This window comes from Flavobacterium arcticum (genome assembly GCF_003344925.1).
Classification (GTDB): domain Bacteria; phylum Bacteroidota; class Bacteroidia; order Flavobacteriales; family Flavobacteriaceae; genus Flavobacterium; species Flavobacterium arcticum.
Map to the genome: position 1 here is coordinate 1,247,734 of NZ_CP031188.1, position 17,666 is coordinate 1,265,399.

Genomic DNA, 17,666 nt, shown 5'->3' on the forward strand with positions numbered 1-17,666 from the left:
GTGTCTATTTATACTCTTTTACTGCTTCTATAAATGCTTTGGCATGGTCTACAGGAACGTGTGGTAATATACCATGACCTAAGTTTACAATGTAATTGTCTTTACCAAACTCGTCAATCATTTCGTGCACCATTTTCTTGATGGTAGGTATTGGCGATAGTAATCTACTTGGGTCAAAATTACCTTGTAGTGTTATTTTTCCACCTGTTAAGTAACGTGCATTGCGTGGCGAACACGTCCAGTCTACCCCAAGTGCAGATGCTTTACTTTTTGCCATTTCGTCAAGGGCAAACCAGCAACCTTTACCAAACACAATAACGTGTGTTTCGAGTGCTAATGCTTCTATAATTTGGTTAATGTACTTCCAAGAAAATTCTTGATAATCTACAGGACTTAACATACCACCCCAGCTATCAAATATTTGTACAGCATTAACGCCTGCTTTTACTTTCTCTTTTAAGTAAGCAATAGTAGTATCGGTTATTTTTTGGAGTAACGCATGGGCTGCTTCGGGTTGCGAAAAACAGAAGCCTTTGGCAATATCAAAACTTTTAGAGCCTCTACCTTCTACGGCATAACAAAGTATTGTCCATGGGGAGCCTGCAAAACCAATTAGCGGAACTTCGTCATTCAGCATTTCTTTGGTTAGTTTAATGGCGTCCATTACATAACCCAGTGTTTCATGAATGTCTGGTACACGCACTTTTTCTACATCTTGTATTGTGCGTATAGGATTGGGTACAAACGGACCAAAATCTGGTTTCATTACTACGTCTATCCCCATAGCTTGTGGTATAACCAATATATCCGAAAATAATATTGCCGCATCGGGCTTTACAATACGAATAGGCTGCACGGTTATCTCGGCAGCAAGCTCTGGTGTTTGGCAACGGGTAAAGAAATCATATTTATCTTTCAATGCCATAAATTCCGGCAGGTAGCGTCCTGCTTGGCGCATCATCCATACGGGTGGGCGTTCTACGGTTTCGTTACGTAATGCTTTTAGGAAAAGGTCGTTTTTTATGCTCATTTGTATTTAGTTTATTTAACCACAAAGTGCACTAAGTTTTTCACGAGGTCCACATGTGTTGTGTCCGTTGTGTATACTTTGTGTTCTTGGTGGTTAATAATTCTTATAATAATTAATACACTGTATTATAACATTCTCTATACTCGGCTTGTTTGCCACAATTATATTTTCGGTTATACCGTTTAAAGCTTGTGCGGTAGTTGTACCAATGCAAAAACAAGCTTCATTTGTAATACTATTTTCTTTTAAATAACTCGTTACACCACTCGGACTAAAAAATAAAATTCCATCTGCGCCCGAGGTAATTTTATGTGGTGTTAGCACCGTTTTATATACCTCAATTTCATTCAACACTATACCTGCTGCTTTTAATGCTTCGGGTAGAGTATCGCGTCGCATACTACCTGATAGGAACGTAAAACTCTCTTTATTGTAATTGTTTATAATTGTTGTTGCCAGTTCCTCTGCATAATCTGAAAAAGCAATTACATTATAACCATTACTTACAATAACATCGCGGGTTTTTTGCCCTACACAAAAGATATTTCTATCCTTAAAGTTCTCACTTTTTTTCTTCTCTAAGAACGCTTTAAATCCGTTTTGGCTGGTAAATATCAGGTTGCCTTTAATGTTATTTACCTCAAACTGCTTGTGACTAATGCCTATAAAATCGGCTTCGGTTACAGATAATTCTGCATTAAGTAGATATTGCCGTTGGTTAGGTTGCAGCTTTTTGGTAGCCAATATGCGCGCGCACCGTTCCATTACTTAACGCTTTTTTTGCTGGTAGCGATTACAAAACTTACCAATATCTTTATTAAGCCCAAAAACGACTAAAAGGTCGTCTTCCATAATAATACTATCTTTTGTTATAAACCCTTCTGACTGGTCTATTTGACTGGTAGTTCCTATAATAGATTTTCGTGCTTGTTTGCGAATAATAGTTACTACATGAAGGTTATATGTTTGTCTAAATGCCAATTCTTCAAGTGTTTTTCCTGTAAAATCGGGTACAGCCTTAATTTCAGATATGCTGTAATTTTTATCAATGCTAAAGTTATCTACAATACCCTTTAGGTTTATTTTTTTGGCAAGCCTGTCAGCAAAATCTTGCTCTGGGTGAATAATGGTTTCTATACCCATTGCATTTAATACGGTATCGTGTATAGGGGAAAGCGAACGCCCTATAATACGAGCTTGTGATAATTTTTTTATTATAGCGGTGGTAATAATGGCTGCCCCCTCGTTTTCGCCAATGGCTATAACAGCAAGATCGGCATCCTTTACAGGTAGTGCTTGGTAAGCCATTTCATTAGTAGCATCCATACATATCGCGTGAGATATTTGATGCTTTACCATATTAACCTTATTCATATCGTTATCAATACCAATAACTTCGTTGCCTGTCTCTGTAAGATTTACTGCTAGCGACATCCCGAAATTTCCTAACCCGAATATGATAATTTTCATAATTTCAAATTTTTAGTTTATCAGTATGTTTTCTTCAGGATACTCATAACTATGTGCTTCTATAGTTTTTAGCATACCTATAAGGAGGTTTAGTAAGCCTATTCTTCCTAAAAACATTACTACTATCAAAACATATTTACTGCCTATACTAAGGCTTGCTGTTATACCTAGGCTAAGCCCTACGGTACTGAATGCCGAGAATACCTCGAAAGCAATTTGTATAAGCGAAAAATCTTTTTCAAAGAATAATATCATTAAAATGCCCATACCTATAACAATAAGCGATATGCATATAATGGCAAATGCACGTTTTACTGACTGGTTGTTTATCTTTCTGCCCCTCAGTTCTATATGTTCTTTTCCTCGTGCTATAGTAAATACATTTAGTGTAGCTAGTGCAAAGGTACTGGTTTTTATACCACCTCCAGTAGAGCCAGGTGAAGCTCCTATCCACATAAGGAATATTACAAAAAGTATAGCAGGCATAGACAGCGAAGCAAAATCGAAGGTGTTAAAACCTGCTGTTCTTGCTGTAACCGATGTAAATGCTGCCGATGTAATTTTACCAAAAAAGGTTTCTTTACTAAACGCGTTACTTTGTTCTGCAAAAAAGAAAAATATACTACCTACTGTAAGTAGTGTTGCGGTAGTGATAATAACAATGCGAGAGTTTAGTGTAAGTATGCGCACTGGTGCTTGAAAACGCATATTTGATATACTATTAACAATAAAGTGTTTTATGTAAAGCAAAAAGTTGAAAACAATATTATAACCAAGCCCGCCAAATATAATAAGGTGCATTATAACCCACTGAAATGCATAGGCATTTTGTACCGAAGGGTCGGCTAATCCTGCTGAAAAGGTAGAAAACCCAGCATTACAAAATGCTGAGATAGAATGGAATATTGAGAAAAATGCTTTGTGCTCTATACTAGGTATATCGGCTATAAAAGAATATATGAGTAGTGCTCCTGCAATTTCTATACCTACAGTAAAAGCTACTACTCGCATGGCAAAACGCATTACATTTTGCAAGTTATCACTATCTACAAAACTGCTTACATTCATACCCTCTCTAAAGGTAGAACCTTGCTTAAAGAAAAACGAGAAGAAAGATGTAAAGGTAAGCATACCTATACCGCCTAGTTGTATAAGACAAAGGATTACTGTTTTACCCATAAAAGTAAAATCGGCAGCAGTATCTACTACAATTAAGCCTGTAACACAAACGGCACTAATGGATGTAAATAGTGCATCGGTAAAGGTAATTCCGTGTGTCGTGGCATTGGGTAACATTAATAAAAAAGCTCCTATAAACCCTGTAATAGCAAAACTTCCTACAAATAGTATGGTGGGGTTGTAATATAGCGCATATAGTTTCCTGATGAGGCTTGTAAGTCGCAAGAAAAAGTAAAGAATAAGCCCCGTATCGATAATTAGGGTTGCTTTATACAGCCGTTCATATTCATCACTAAATAGAAACGTAACAGTCGCTATTACTAACGTTAGTGCTAATATCAATACGTTTGCCTTCAGCATCTTTTTGAGCATCAGGTTTTGGGTATAAAAAAAGCGGATAACATTAAATGTTATAAGCCCAGCTATAAGCCCAATAAGGTAAAGTGTTTTATGATTAAATAACTCAGAGATAAGATTTTCGAAGCCAAAATCGAATACCAAGAAGGTAATTAATAAGATATCTACAAAGCCATATATCTTAGATAGTACATTCGAAATATTTTTAAACATCTCCTAAATTACTTTTTGTTCAGTTTCTCACGAATTTCCTGCATTAACGGTTGTCCGCCGTTATTCAGGATTTCCTGAGCGCATTGTTCGCCAAAGGTACTATAATCAGCATTCTTGGCAATCATTTTTTCGATATGTATTCTTTGTTTGCCGTTTATTGACAGTAATATTCCTTCAAAGTGTATAGTGTCTTCTTTAAATTGAGCTAGTGCGCCAATAGGGGCAGTACAACCACCTTCTAGTTTTTTAAGAAACTGACGCTCTATAAAGGTACAAATTTCTGTTTCAGTATGGTTTAGTTTTGCAAGAGCTTCACGACAATAATTATCACTTTCCATAGCTACCACCACCATTGCGCCTTGTGCAGGTGCGGGTATCATCCAGTCGAGTACTAAATGATTTTCGGGTAGTAAGTTAATGCGCTTTAGTCCCGCAGCAGCAAATATAGCGCCACCCCAGTTGCTTTCTTCCAGCTTTCTAAGTCGGGTATTTACATTACCACGCAGGTCGGTTACGGAGTGGTCTGTGTAGCGGTTTAGCCATTGTGCCTGTCGGCGAAGGCTACCTGTGGCAATAATCCCTTCTTTGTTTAAGAAATCTAGGTTTCCTTTATGTACCAGTACATCATCGGTAGCGGCGCGTTCTAATACAGCAGCCTGTATAATGCCTTTAGGCAATGCAGTAGGTACATCTTTCATAGAGTGTACGGCAATATCTACTTCGCCTTTTATCATGGCGACATCTAGCGTTTTGGTAAATATACCTGTAATGCCAAACTCATATAACGGTACATCTAATACGACATCTCCAGTAGATTTTACAGCTACAATTTCAGTGGTATAGCCTAGCGCTTCCAGTTTTGCTTGTACAGTATGTGCTTGCCATAGTGCAAGTTCACTATCGCGCGTGCCTATTCTTATGGCTTTATTCATTTTGTAGTGTTTTCGATATGGAATACTTTTTCTATCCATTCTATGCTTTCATCTACCATAGTATCCCTGTCTTTTAAGTGGTTTGCAAAATGGGTTGTAATTTTATGAATAATTCGCTGGCTTATTATTTCTGCCTGTTCTTCATCAAAATTACTTATTTTTTTGCGTTGAAAGTCTAATTCGCCATCTTTTATGGTCGTAAGCTTTTCTTTAAGTGCATGTATAGTTGGTGCAAACTTTCTTGCATTTAGCCAGTTAACAAAGTCTTCTTCTGTTTCGGCAATGATAGCTTCGGCTGTAGGAATATGTTTTTTCCTGTTTTCTAGGGTATCATCGGTTATTTTAGAAAGGTCGTCGAGGTGTATTACTGTTACGCCCTCAATTTCTTTTGCATTATCATGAACATTCTTCGGGATAGATAAATCGAGTATAAGCAATGGTTTGTGTGGCACTAAAATGTCCTTATCTATAGTAGGGTTTTGGGCACCTGTAGCTACCACGAGCACGTCGGCTTTGGGTATTTCTAGTGGTAGTAAATCGTAGTCTTTTACAAGTAGGTTAAATTTCCCAGCTATTTTCTCGGCTTTGTCTTTAGTACGATTAATAAGGGTAATATGTTCGTTCTTGGTATGTTTTACCAAGTTTTCGCAAGTGTTGCGCCCTATTTTTCCTGTACCAAAAAGGAGTATGTTTTTATTTTGAATATCAGCCACATTATTCATAATGTACTGTACTGATGCAAATGAGACTGATGTTGCGCCAGAGCTAAGTTCGGTTTCATTTTTAATTCTTTTACTAGCTTGTATAGTACAGTTTACTAATCGTTCTAAAAAGGCATTAGTTAGCTCTAGTTCTTTAGACTCTGCAAAACCAATTTTTATTTGACTAATAATTTCAAAGTCACCCAGTATTTGACTGTCTAGCCCTGTACCCACACGAAACATATGGTTTATGGCTTCGTTGTTTTTATATACAAAAGCTACGCGCTGAAACTCTTCTACAGTACCACGGCTGTTGTCGCAAAGTAATTTTATAAGCTGAAAAGGGTGCTGAGCAAAGCCGTATATCTCTGTCCTGTTGCAGGTAGATATTACAACAAGGCTACTTATGCCTTCTTGTTTTGCTTGTTGCAATACATTGTGTTTGCCTTCGGCGCTTAAACTAAACTTTCCTCTCATCTCGGCATCTGCTTTCTTGTAGCTTAAACCTATAGCATAAAAGTACTGATGCTTCGATCCGTTATGATTCTCCATAATATCCACTTTCCTAAAAGTGCTACAAAATTACTTTTAACATTTTTTTAAAAGTAACGCTACAGGTTCTTTTTATAACGCTGTCGGATATTTTCGTGCTAAAATCCTTTTTTAAGGATAAATACGCTAAATTTGCACTAAAATCAATGCCTTACAACTTTTTTGTTTAGAACTATTCTAAATAAAACGAATTGAAAACTTAAAAAAGGCAGTCAAAAAAATACCGCTATGGGTACTCATGAAGAGATACAGATTGAGGATAATTTTTTTGTTTTACGTTTCCAAAATGATAGCGATGATACCGTACATTTTGAGCGTGAAGTAGGAGTAGATCTTATCCAATTTCATTTTGGAGTAAAGGGTAAGGCTAAATTTATATTCAATCAGGGGCATTATGCACTAGACTTACGCGAGGAGGTTTCTCTGTTTTTATACAACCCACAAAAAGAGTTGCCTGTACACTTAGAAATTGCGCCACATTCATGGGTTTTATCTATATTAATATCAATAAAAAAATTCCATAGTTTTTTCTCTGAAGAGGCAGACTATATACCGTTTTTGAGCGATGGTAACAAAGACAAAAAGTATTATAAAGAAGATAAGATAAACCCAAGTATGGCTATAGTGCTTAGTCAGTTGTTTCACTTTAATTTGCATCAGTCTATCAAGAAACTGTACTTTAAAGGTAAAGTGTATGAATTGCTAAGCCTGTATTTTAACCGTACCGAAGACCCCAATGCCGAGCAATGCCCATTCCTGATAGATGAGGATAACGTTATAAAAATTCGCAAGGCAAAAGATATAGTTATAACTAACATGGCAGAGCCGCCAGGGTTACAAGAACTTGCCGACCAGGTGGGGATCAACTTAAAGAAGCTAAAAATGGGCTTTCGCCAGATATATGGTGACAGTGTGTACAGTTTTTTGTTTGATTATAAAATGGAGTATGCTCGTAAACTATTAGATAGTGGGTCGTATAACGTGAATGAAGTAGGACTGCGTATAGGCTATAGCACATCGAGCCACTTTATAGCTGCCTTTAAAAAGAAATTTGGCACTACACCCAAAAAGTATTTGATGAGTATGAATGCGAACACTTAAACAAATCATAAAGTTAATAAACAGGCTGCATCTCGCACGGTTTTTGAGCAGAAGCAGGCAATAACAACCAAGAACAAACAATATATAACATGAAGGGAGTACTGTTAGTAAACCTAGGCTCACCAAAAAGCCCAACCCCAGAGGATGTAAAACCTTACCTTGATGAGTTCCTGATGGATAAATATGTAATAGATGTTCCTTTCTTGCTACGAGCATTATTGGTAAGAGGTATCATATTACGCAAAAGACCAAAAGAATCGGCGCATGCTTATCAACAAATATGGTGGGACGAAGGTTCTCCGCTTATTGTTATTAGCGAGAGGATGCATAAAAAAGTAAACAAAAAAGTAGAGTTGCCAGTATCGCTTGCTATGCGTTATGGTCAGCCTTCTATAGAAACGGGTTTGCAAGAACTTGCCGATAAAGGAGTGACAGAAGTACTGCTTTTTCCACTTTATCCGCAGTATGCTATGGCATCTACTTTAACGATATTGAAGCTTGCAGAGGAAATTCGCGCAAAGAAATTCCCAAACATGACCATTACCGATGTTCCTGCTTTTTATGATAAGCCAGACTATATAAAAGTACTTGCTAACTCGATAAAATCATCGTTAGAAGGTTATAATTATGATCACTTGTTGTTTAGCTATCACGGTATACCAGAGCGTCACATCCGTAAAACAGATGTAACCAAATCGCACTGTAAAATTGATGGCTCGTGTTGTGTAACGCCATCTCCAGCACATAAATTCTGCTACCGTCATCAGTGTTACGAAACTACACGACTGGTAGTAAAAGAGCTGGGTATACCTGAAGATAAATATTCCCTAACCTTTCAGTCGCGTCTTTCGGGCGACAAATGGTTAGAGCCTTATACTGATATTGAAGTAAATAAAATGCCCGAAAAAGGCATTAAAAATCTTGCAGTAGTAACTCCTGCTTTTGTGTCAGATTGTCTTGAAACTCTCGAAGAGATTGCTATGCGCGCAAATGAAGACTTTAAAGAACATGGTGGCGAAAACTTTATGGCTATTCCTTGTCTTAATGATAGCGACCCTTGGATAGACGTTGTAGTAAACTGGATAAACGAATGGGCTCACGCTGAAAAGCCAGTAGCATAATGTCAGTTTCATCTACCGATTTAGCTCATAAGAGTATAAAAAGCCTGCTAATAAAGCAAGCTGTACCTGCATCTATAGGCATATTGTTCTTAACAGTTAACTTGCTTATAGATACTATTTTTGTAGGACGATGGATAGGCTCTATAGCTATTGCTGCACTCTCTGTAGTAATGCCTATTACTTTTTTTATCTCCTCTATGGGTATGGCTATAGGTATAGGGGGTAGCTCTGTATTATCGCGGGCGTTAGGTAAAGGTAATCATGAAAAGGCGGTTGCTACCTTTGCTCATCAAATTATGATGACCTTTGGCATTTGTATACTCTTTGTAATAGCAGGGCTATTTTTTAGCGAAGAGATACTTTTTCTTTTTGGTGCTAATGGTGCTATTATGCCTCCTGCCAAAGAATTTTTTATGCCCATATTACTTGCTGTACCACTTCAGGCATTTTGTATGATGGGTAACACTGTTATACGTGCCGAAGATAAGGCGCGCCATGCTATGGTTGCCATGATAGTGGCAGCATTATCAAACGTTATTTTAGATGTGCTTTTTATAAAAGTATTAGATATGGGGGTTTTTGGGGCAGCACTTGCCACAGCCTTCTCTTTTATGCTTTGTTTTGCTTATATCCTTTGGTTTTTTATTAAAAAAAGTGAACTTAGATTAAAGCTGAGTAGTTTTGTTTTTCACCCTGAGTTAGTTAAAGAGATTGTTTCGTTGAGTTTTGTAACATTTGCAAGACAAGGCGTAATAAGTATTCTTGCCATTATATTAAACCATACGCTATATGCCGAAGGAGGTGAACAGGCTGTTGCCATATATGGTATTATTAGCCGAATGCTTATGTTTATGCTATTTCCTGTGCTTGGGGTTACCCAAGGTTTTATGCCTATTGCAGGTTATAATTATGGGGCAGGAAATTATATAAGAGTAAAAGAAGCGATTACTACGGCTATTAAATATGCAACCTATATTTCTATAATTATATTTGTAGTAGTGCTTGTATTTGCAAGACCTATTGCAGCTTTATTTACCACCGATGCAGGTGTTATAGAAGGTACTCCAGTTGCATTGCGCTGGGTATTTGCGGCATCACCTATTATTGCGATACAACTTATAGGAGGGGCTTATTTTCAGGCAGCAGGAAAGGCGACTAAAGCATTATTGTTAACACTTAGTAAGCAAGGTTTTTTCCTGATACCGCTGGTGCTTATTTTACCACCGTTTTTTGGTATTTTTGGGGTATGGATAGCTTTCCCTATATCAGATATACTATCTACGTTATTAACGGGGTTGTTTTTAAAGAAAGAAATGACCGAAGAACTTAAAGAAGCTTGATGGAAGAGTACTATGACTATATAAAATCGTTACACCTTATTTTTGTGATAACCTGGTTCGCTGGGTTGTTTTATATTGTTCGGCTTTTTGTATATCATATAGAGGCTAACGATAAGCCATCGCCCGAAAAAGAAATATTGATAAAGCAATATAAGTTAATGTCCTACAGGCTTTGGTATATCATCACATGGCCATCGGCAGTATTAGCTAGTATTTTTGCTTTTTTAATGCTGTTTGGTACAGCACGTGGCGGAGTGTGGTTACAATTTTCGTGGATGCATGTAAAGCTAGGCTTTGTTTTCTTGCTTTATTTATATCATTTAAAATGTCACCAGATATTTAAACAATTGCAAAATGATGCCGTAAAATACTCTACCAGTTTTATGCGCTTGTGGAACGAAGGTGCAACCATTATACTATTTGCCGTCATTTTTTTAGTAATTTTAAAAAGTGCTGTAAACTGGATATATGGGGTAGTGGGTATTATTGCCTTTTCTGTACTACTCATGTTAGGTTTTAAATTTTATAAACGGATACGAGAAAAGAACAAATCCTGAAAGGATGAAAAAACGGTTTAAGATAAGAAGATGGTCGCTGCGAGTAAGAATATTTCTCTCTATGATATTTGTTACGTTAGTGGCTTCTATGCTTATTGCAGCAGTATCTATTTATCAGTTTAAAAAAGAAGCCAAAGACTACCATCAGGAACGTGTAGATAGGAAAGAGAAGGCAATAAAAGAGCATATTAACTATATACTTGCTACGACTACCTATCCGCTTTCTACAGAGAATTTACCACTTATTTTTCGTGAACGCATACATGAGTTAGCAAATATTCATGGCATGGAGATTAATATTTATGATCTTAATGGCGAGTTGTTAAAATCATCTAAAGCTGCTTTTTCTATAGATACCGTTAGCCAAAAAATAGATGAACCTATATTGCGTGTTATACGCTCTACTGCCGAGAAACGCTATGTAGATTTACTGAAAACAGAAAACGGAAAGCGCTACCGCTCTTCTTACAGTTATATTAAAGATACCAAGTTTAAACCATTGGGCATACTCAACCTACCTTATATAGAAGATGATGGGTATTATGAAAAAGAGATAAATAATTTTATGATGCGCTTTTTTCAGGTGTACTCTTTTATGTTACTTATTTCTATAATAATAGCTTACTTCCTTTCGAGTTATATTACAAAATCACTTAAATCGATAAGTGACAGGATAACCGAAATTCGCTTAAGTAGTGTTAACGAAAAAATAGACCAACGGGATTCGCCACAAGAAATTAGTCAGCTAGTAAAAGCCTATAATGGTTTGGTAGATGATCTTGATGAGAGTGCTGCAAAACTGGCACAAAGCGAGCGAGAACAGGCTTGGCGCGAAATGGCAAAACAGGTGGCGCATGAGATTAAAAATCCGCTAACGCCTATGCGTCTCACGGTGCAAAGTTTTCAGCGCAGGTTTAACCCTGATGATCCTGATATAAATAAAAAGCTGGATGAATACTCTACCTCGTTAATACAACAAATAGATACCATGTCATCAGTAGCGTCGGCATTTTCGAGTTTTGCCTCTATGCCAGCACAGCAAAATGAGACCATTAATATGGTTAAAGTAGTGCAGCTTGCATTAGAGATATTTAATGAAAACTATATTGTTTTTAGTAGTGAAGAAAAGGAAATAATAACCCGAATGGATCGTACTCAATTGATTCGGATTATTACCAACCTTGTTAAAAATGCTACGCAAGCAATGTCTAAAGATTTTGCTAATCCGCTTATTGAGGTTAGTATGTATAGCAAGGACAATCATGCTGTGATAGCAGTAAGAGATAACGGAAAAGGTATAAGCATTGAAAATAAGAGCCGTATATTTGAACCTAAGTTTACAACCAAAACTAGTGGTATGGGGCTCGGACTGGGTATCATTAAAAACATTGTAGAGAACTATAATGGCACCATTACCTTTACTAGTGAAATAGGGAAAGGAACCACATTTATAGTAGAATTCCCTATTATAGATGCCGATAGCTCTGATAATAAAGAAGGACAAACAATAATGTAAATTATAAAACCAATACTGAAAATGAATTACGAAAATATCCTAACGGAAACAACAGACGGTCTTGGACTGATTACCATTAACAGACCAACAAAACTAAATGCACTTAATAAAGCCACAATTGAGGAACTACACAATGCTTTTAAAGCATTAGACGAAGATGCTTCGGTTAAGGTTATTATTATAACAGGTAGTGGCGAGAAGGCTTTTGTAGCTGGTGCTGATATCTCTGAATTTGCTAACTTCTCAGTAGCAGAAGGTGGTAAACTTGCTGCAAAAGGACAAGAGTTGTTATTTGACTTTGTACAAAACCTTTCTACTCCTGTTATTGCAGCCGTAAACGGTTTTGCTCTGGGCGGAGGATTAGAGCTTGCTATGGCAGCACATTTCCGTGTAGCATCTGATAATGCAAAAATGGGATTACCCGAAGTATCGTTGGGTGTAATACCGGGCTACGGTGGTACACAGCGCTTACCACAACTTGTGGGTAAAGGACGTGCTATGGAAATGATAATGACAGCCGGTATGATAAATGCCGAAGAGGCTAAAACTTACGGACTGGTAAACCACGTAGTGCCACAAGCAGAGCTTTTGGAGTTTTGTAAAGGTATAGCGGGCAAGATTATGAGAAACTCATCGGTAGCAATTGGACAGGCTATAAAAGCTATAAATACTAACTATACCGATGGCGTAAACGGTTATGAAGCCGAAATAAAAGCCTTTGGCGAATCTTTCGGTACAGAAGATTTTAAGGAAGGAACAACGGCTTTTTTAGAGAAAAGAAGAGCTGCTTTTCCCGGTAAGTAATTACACCATTATATTATAAACATGAAAGCCCCAAACATGGGGCTTTTTTTATTGTTTTTCTCTTTCTTTTAAAACGTATTCCCGTATTGGTATGTCGTCTATTATAACATCTTTCAAAACAGCATTACCATTTATTACAGCCACCAGTGCATAAGCAGGTTTTTTGTTTTCTGCATTTTGGTTATACGACCTGTAAAATGTTTCTGCTTCTGGGGCTTTACTTTCTTCCATATAGTAGCGGTCAAACTCCAGTGAGAAGTTTATATTGTCCTTAGCATTATAGCGGTATTTTGCTACAACGTAATCTGTTCCGTCATCAGGAGCTTGATGACTTATGCTTTCTATAGCTGCAAAACCTTCATTGTCATTTTTTAGGGTTACATAAACAGGTTCTCCATGTACCCAAGTAGTGTCATTTGTAGGGTATGAACTCATATCATAATTCAACCTTACATATTTACCGCGAAAAGGGTCTTGGGGGTCAATGGGTGCTGTTTTAAACTTATATACAGTACCGGTTCTTTCGGTCATTTCACTATCATATACCATTTTTAATGGTACAAATACCTGAGCAATAGCAGTGATTATAAAGGCTATAAATAGGTGTTTAGTTTTCATGTTTAGTAGTGTTTAGTGTTTCTTTCTTCTTCTTTGCTAAAAAATAGTTGCCTATAAAAAAGCTAATGCCTAAAGCCAAGAATAAAACCCCCTTGATAGCAAAGGAAATTTGGATATCAAAAAAGCGGCATAGTATAAGTATTGCTATAGTAACTAAACCGAAGTTGAGTATTTTAAAGTCGATAGTATTTATACCTCGTTGAATACAGCCAACTCCTACAGCCAGCACAGCTACATTACTTAACCAAAAAGCGATATTATAATCAATTAGATAGCCGAGATAAATTAAAGGGAAAATTAATGCTGCTACGTTGAAAATAGTAAGTTTTTCTCCTTTTTTGCGTGCAATGTAGCTAAGCCAGATACTTATAGCAGCTAAAACTAAAGCCAGAATATAATATACAGGTTTTTCGGGTGATTGAGCAGTGTTAAATCGCCATACCATGCGGAAAGAACTAATAATAAGTAATGTGGTAATTCCTAAAGCACCCAGTTGACTATAACCATTTAGTAACCAGCCTCTCCGGAAGGCAGGGAGCATACCTATATTATAAATTATGCATAGTAACAAACCATAAAGTATAATAATAAGTTGTTCAATGCTATCCATAAAAGCACCAAATGTTATAATAATACTTAATGGTAATAGCCAGTTAAAAATATTAGTAACATTATGGTTTGGTTTTACTTTTAGTAAGTTTAAGTAGAAAGGCAGTAGTGCGCCAATAAACATAAAGTAGAACCAAGGGCTACTTTCATATTGGTAGGTAAAATACCCTGTTTCTGTAGCGTAGTAGGTACTTAAAATTAAAGACAGTACTGCAATAGTTTTTGATTGTAATAAATATACTAAAGGGATACATAGCAACGTCCAAGTGAAAAGATAGCTGCCAATATCTCCGGGTATATTGTATATCTGGGCGACCAATGCTATAGAAGCTCCTACAGAAAAGCATAAAAGTATTCCCGATACTTCTTTAAAAACCTGACTTTTCTTTTTTACCAAAGCATAGCCGGTACTTATCTGGAACAGGATTAAAGGCAGTAAAGCAATTCCTGTTTTTACAGGTCGGGAAAAATTATCCCAGTTGTGCGCAAACAGTAATATTATACCAAGCCCTATTAATACTCCGCCTATAGAGCCGAATATTGCCAGTGGGTTTGTGCCGTTATCACGATGTTTAATTGCATAGTATTGTTCAATATCTTTTGCTGTATCAGGTGTTATTACCTTCTCTTTTACAAGTTCAGGCAACTGTTTTATAATAGATGAAGCCATAATTAAATTTTTTTAAATGTAATAAAATAACCTCGCAACCTTGCATTATAGAATGTTTTGGTAGCGAGGCATCTCCGCTAAGCGTTGTTGTCTTCAAAATGTTTTACATCACGCGTATTTTTTTGTACGGCTATTGCAGCAAAGAGGCTTAGCGCGAACGACATTCCGTAAAAGCCCTTCTCGCTTAGTGCTAAAGTGGCATTCCATAAGCCTACTACCAGCAGTACTACTGATGCAAGTGTAGTAAACCAGCTTATACCGTAATACATATCGGTTACAGTTATGCCCTCTTGGCGGTCACGTACACTTTTTTGTACTGATATTACAGAAAACAGCCCAAATAGTAATATGGTAAAGTAATAACCTTTTTCGTTGAGTTCCATATCAGCATTAAACAAACCAATGCAGTAGGAAGTCATACCGATAAGAACTGTCATCCAGGATGCGCCTATAAAAGCAGTGCTGGGTTTAAGAGGATTGTTACTTGTTTTACTTTCTTTTTTTAAAAATTTAGAAGTTTCGTTTACTTCTTCTATGTTTAGCGGATTCATAATTATTTGTTTTAAGATTATGAGGCAAATCTCCTGTAAAAAGTAAACCTGTAAAAGCTATAATTTTACAAAAACTGATGATATATTATTTAAATTATTATATTTATATACTTAATATGCAAAGTGTATGAATGCTCTGGATGAAGTAGTCTCTATGATGTCGTTGAAAGATAAAAAGTCTTTTGTAACATATCTTGGTAAGAAGAATAAACGTAAAGATGTCCATAATATCAACTTCTTTAAATTGTTAGAAACTGATGATATAAATACCTTAAAAAATAGATATAAAACTAAAAAATCTGCCGATGTATATCATGCCTTGCGCAAACGTATGTATGATAGCCTTATCGCATTTATGGCAAACCGCACTTTTGAGTATACTACTTCGGCAGAACACGAGGTGTTACGTTTGCTGGTAGTAGCTCGTGCATTTTTAGAACATAATTTATACAAAACAGCATTTAAATGTTTGGCAAAAGCCGAAACAAAGGCATTGACTTTAGAGCAGTTTAGTTTGCTTAATGAAATATACCATACCCAAATACAATTTGCTCATATAGAGGGTAGCCCACAACTGGATGGTGTGATTGCCAAGTTTACAGCTAACAGGCAAAAGCTATATTATGAAGAACAGCTTAACTTGGGTTATGCACTATTACGGAAGGAATTGGCAGACATTTACCATAAAGGTAAAATAGTCGATTTGCGTGCTTTGATACAGAATACTATAAAATCGCTTAATATATCACTAGATGAGGTACTTACTTTTAAATCGCTATATCAAATATTATTTATTGCCAATGAGTATGCCTCTATAAATAGCGATTATAGCCTTATAACATCGTTTGTAAATAAAAGTCTGCCTTTTATTCAAGATAAAAAAGAGCTTGCAGGGAAACATTTGTATTACCATATTTATGTGCTGTATTTTATAGCCAATATCTATTTTCGTAATCGTGAGTTTGCAACATCATTACGCTACTTAGAGTTGATGCAGGAGCAAATGCAAGTACAAAACAAGAAATATTACAAACGGTTCTTTATGCGCTGGTCGTTATTATTAGGGCTTAACCAGCACTATACTAATAACCCTGATGCAGCTAAAGCAACAATACAAAAAGCACTAAATCAGCAAAAAGGAGATGTTACAGACCTGAATGACCTGCTGCTTTGTATGGTTGTTTTCTATTCGCAACAAGCCGATAAAACAGCATTTAAATATATGAGGCAATTTGCTCATACTGACAGCTGGTACGAAAAAAGAATGGGTATGGACTGGGCTATAAAAAAGGCATTGGTTGAAATTATACTCCAGGCAGAATTTGATAATCAAGAGTTAGCATTATCCCGTATTAAAGGGTTTAAACGGCGGTATAAAAAATACCTTACTGATGTTAAAGAGGGTAAAGTATTGGAGTACGTACAGCTAGCGGAAAAATATATTTTGAACGCGGATGTTATATATACAAAGCTATTTAACGATAAACTACAGGAGCTTATGGCAATGGCAACGGCAACCCAAGATGTTTTTGTATTGAGTTTCATAGCATGGCTATATGCCAAAACACAAAACAAACCTGTTTATGAAGTAACGCTTAGTCTATTAAACGAAAGCGCAACAGTATAATTTACTTTTCACCTTCCCATTCAGCATAAAACTGCGCAAGGAAGTTAACCATATAGTTGTGTCTGCCTTGTGCTAAGGTTTTACCTGTTTCGGTATTCATACGGTCTTTTAGTAATAGTAGCTTTTCGTAAAAATGGTTTATAGTAGGGCTATCGCCTTTTTTGTATTCCTCCTTTGTCATATTCATTTCAGGTGCAATATCAGGATTGTACAAAGCTCTGTTTTTAAACCCACCATAGTTAAAAGTACGCGCTATACCTATTGCACCTATTGCATCTAGTCTGTCAGCATCCTGTACTACTTCCAATTCTATTGAGTTGAATTTCTGTTCGAAATTACCTCCTTTAAAAGATATGTTCTCGATAATGTTTACTACGTGTAGTATCGTGGCTTCCTCAACATTTTCTTGCTCTAAAAAAGCTCGTGCTACCTTTGGACCTACGGTTTCATCGCCGTTATGAAACTTACTGTCGGCAATATCGTGCAGTAACGCCCCAAGTTGAACAACCAACAAATCACACTGTTCTGTTTCGGCTATTTTTAAGGCGTTGTTATATACACGTTGTATATGAAACCAGTCATGACCGCCTTCGGCATTTTCCAGTTGTTCTTTTACGAAATTAATGGTTTTGTGTATAAGAGCGGGGTTAGTCATGATATAATGTTGAGTAATGCAAAAATAGTTAATACAAAAATAAAAAAGCTACCATTAGGTAGC

The 17,666-nt window shown here is 36.6% G+C and carries 17 protein-coding genes; 7 read left to right on the forward strand and 10 right to left on the reverse strand.

Annotated elements, in window-relative coordinates; translation table 11 throughout:
- Positions 1 to 4 precede the first annotated feature (4 nt).
- The 6 genes from hemE to hemA form a co-directional block, all read right to left on the reverse strand.
- Complete coding sequence (gene hemE, locus DVK85_RS05710) at positions 5 to 1,030, reverse strand: uroporphyrinogen decarboxylase (RefSeq protein WP_114677515.1); 1,026 nt, start codon at positions 1,028 to 1,030, stop codon at positions 5 to 7.
- 93 nt (positions 1,031 to 1,123) lie between these two features.
- The gene (locus DVK85_RS05715; RefSeq protein ID WP_114677516.1) at positions 1,124 to 1,795 is read right to left on the reverse strand and encodes a uroporphyrinogen-III synthase; all 672 of its coding nucleotides are present in this window, start codon (positions 1,793 to 1,795) and stop codon (positions 1,124 to 1,126) included.
- A gap of 3 nt (positions 1,796 to 1,798) precedes the next feature.
- Entirely contained in the window at positions 1,799 to 2,500 is a 702-nt protein-coding gene (locus tag DVK85_RS05720; RefSeq protein WP_114677517.1) for a potassium channel family protein, read from the reverse strand.
- Positions 2,501 to 2,512: 12 nt separating this feature from the next.
- Entirely contained in the window at positions 2,513 to 4,249 is a 1,737-nt protein-coding gene (locus DVK85_RS05725; RefSeq protein WP_114677518.1) for a TrkH family potassium uptake protein, read from the reverse strand.
- Positions 4,250 to 4,257: 8 nt separating this feature from the next.
- Positions 4,258 to 5,181: a hydroxymethylbilane synthase gene (gene hemC / locus DVK85_RS05730; RefSeq protein ID WP_114678991.1), complete on the reverse strand. Its 924-nt coding sequence runs from the start codon at positions 5,179 to 5,181 to the stop codon at positions 4,258 to 4,260.
- Positions 5,178 to 6,434: a glutamyl-tRNA reductase gene (gene hemA, locus DVK85_RS05735; RefSeq protein WP_114677519.1), complete on the reverse strand. Its 1,257-nt coding sequence runs from the start codon at positions 6,432 to 6,434 to the stop codon at positions 5,178 to 5,180. Before hemA ends, hemC begins: the two co-directional genes overlap by 4 nt.
- A gap of 228 nt (positions 6,435 to 6,662) precedes the next feature.
- Here hemA and DVK85_RS05740 point away from each other — a divergent pair, with 228 nt between their 5' ends.
- The 6 genes from DVK85_RS05740 to DVK85_RS05765 all read left to right on the forward strand — a co-directional run bounded on the left by DVK85_RS05740 (position 6,663) and on the right by DVK85_RS05765 (position 12,873).
- Positions 6,663 to 7,535: a helix-turn-helix transcriptional regulator gene (locus tag DVK85_RS05740; protein WP_114677520.1), complete on the forward strand. Its 873-nt coding sequence runs from the start codon at positions 6,663 to 6,665 to the stop codon at positions 7,533 to 7,535.
- A gap of 89 nt (positions 7,536 to 7,624) precedes the next feature.
- Positions 7,625 to 8,656 carry a ferrochelatase gene (gene hemH / locus DVK85_RS05745; protein ID WP_114677521.1) on the forward strand — a complete coding sequence of 344 codons (1,032 nt, stop codon included), beginning with the start codon at positions 7,625 to 7,627 and terminating at the stop codon, positions 8,654 to 8,656.
- A complete protein-coding gene (locus DVK85_RS05750) occupies positions 8,656 to 9,996 on the forward strand; it encodes an MATE family efflux transporter (protein WP_114677522.1) in 1,341 nt (446 codons plus the stop codon). Before hemH ends, DVK85_RS05750 begins: the two co-directional genes overlap by 1 nt.
- Complete coding sequence (locus tag DVK85_RS05755) at positions 9,996 to 10,553, forward strand: CopD family protein (RefSeq protein ID WP_114677523.1); 558 nt, start codon at positions 9,996 to 9,998, stop codon at positions 10,551 to 10,553. Before DVK85_RS05750 ends, DVK85_RS05755 begins: the two co-directional genes overlap by 1 nt.
- A gap of 4 nt (positions 10,554 to 10,557) precedes the next feature.
- On the forward strand, positions 10,558 to 12,069 hold the full coding sequence (locus tag DVK85_RS05760) for a sensor histidine kinase (RefSeq protein WP_162845301.1): 1,512 nt from the start codon (positions 10,558 to 10,560) through the stop codon (positions 12,067 to 12,069).
- Between the two features lie 21 nt (positions 12,070 to 12,090).
- Positions 12,091 to 12,873 carry an enoyl-CoA hydratase/isomerase family protein gene (locus DVK85_RS05765; RefSeq protein WP_114677525.1) on the forward strand — a complete coding sequence of 261 codons (783 nt, stop codon included), beginning with the start codon at positions 12,091 to 12,093 and terminating at the stop codon, positions 12,871 to 12,873.
- A 48-nt stretch (positions 12,874 to 12,921) separates the two neighbouring features.
- On the opposite strand, the gene DVK85_RS05770 is transcribed toward DVK85_RS05765, so the two are convergent.
- The 3 genes from DVK85_RS05770 to yiaA all read right to left on the reverse strand — a co-directional run bounded on the left by DVK85_RS05770 (position 12,922) and on the right by yiaA (position 15,321).
- Positions 12,922 to 13,491, reverse strand: a complete 570-nt coding sequence (locus DVK85_RS05770; protein WP_114677526.1) for a GDYXXLXY domain-containing protein — start codon at positions 13,489 to 13,491, stop codon at positions 12,922 to 12,924.
- The gene (locus DVK85_RS05775) at positions 13,481 to 14,770 is read right to left on the reverse strand and encodes a DUF2157 domain-containing protein (RefSeq protein WP_114677527.1); all 1,290 of its coding nucleotides are present in this window, start codon (positions 14,768 to 14,770) and stop codon (positions 13,481 to 13,483) included. Before DVK85_RS05775 ends, DVK85_RS05770 begins: the two co-directional genes overlap by 11 nt.
- 77 nt (positions 14,771 to 14,847) lie before the next feature.
- Positions 14,848 to 15,321, reverse strand: coding sequence for an inner membrane protein YiaA (yiaA, locus tag DVK85_RS05780; protein ID WP_114677528.1), 474 nt, complete (start codon positions 15,319 to 15,321; stop codon positions 14,848 to 14,850).
- A gap of 127 nt (positions 15,322 to 15,448) precedes the next feature.
- Here yiaA and DVK85_RS05785 point away from each other — a divergent pair, with 127 nt between their 5' ends.
- Complete coding sequence (locus DVK85_RS05785; protein WP_114677529.1) at positions 15,449 to 16,948, forward strand: hypothetical protein; 1,500 nt, start codon at positions 15,449 to 15,451, stop codon at positions 16,946 to 16,948.
- A gap of 1 nt (position 16,949) precedes the next feature.
- Here DVK85_RS05785 and DVK85_RS05790 read toward each other — a convergent pair whose 3' ends face one another.
- Entirely contained in the window at positions 16,950 to 17,603 is a 654-nt protein-coding gene (locus DVK85_RS05790) for an HD domain-containing protein (RefSeq protein ID WP_114677530.1), read from the reverse strand.
- Positions 17,604 to 17,666 lie beyond the last annotated feature (63 nt).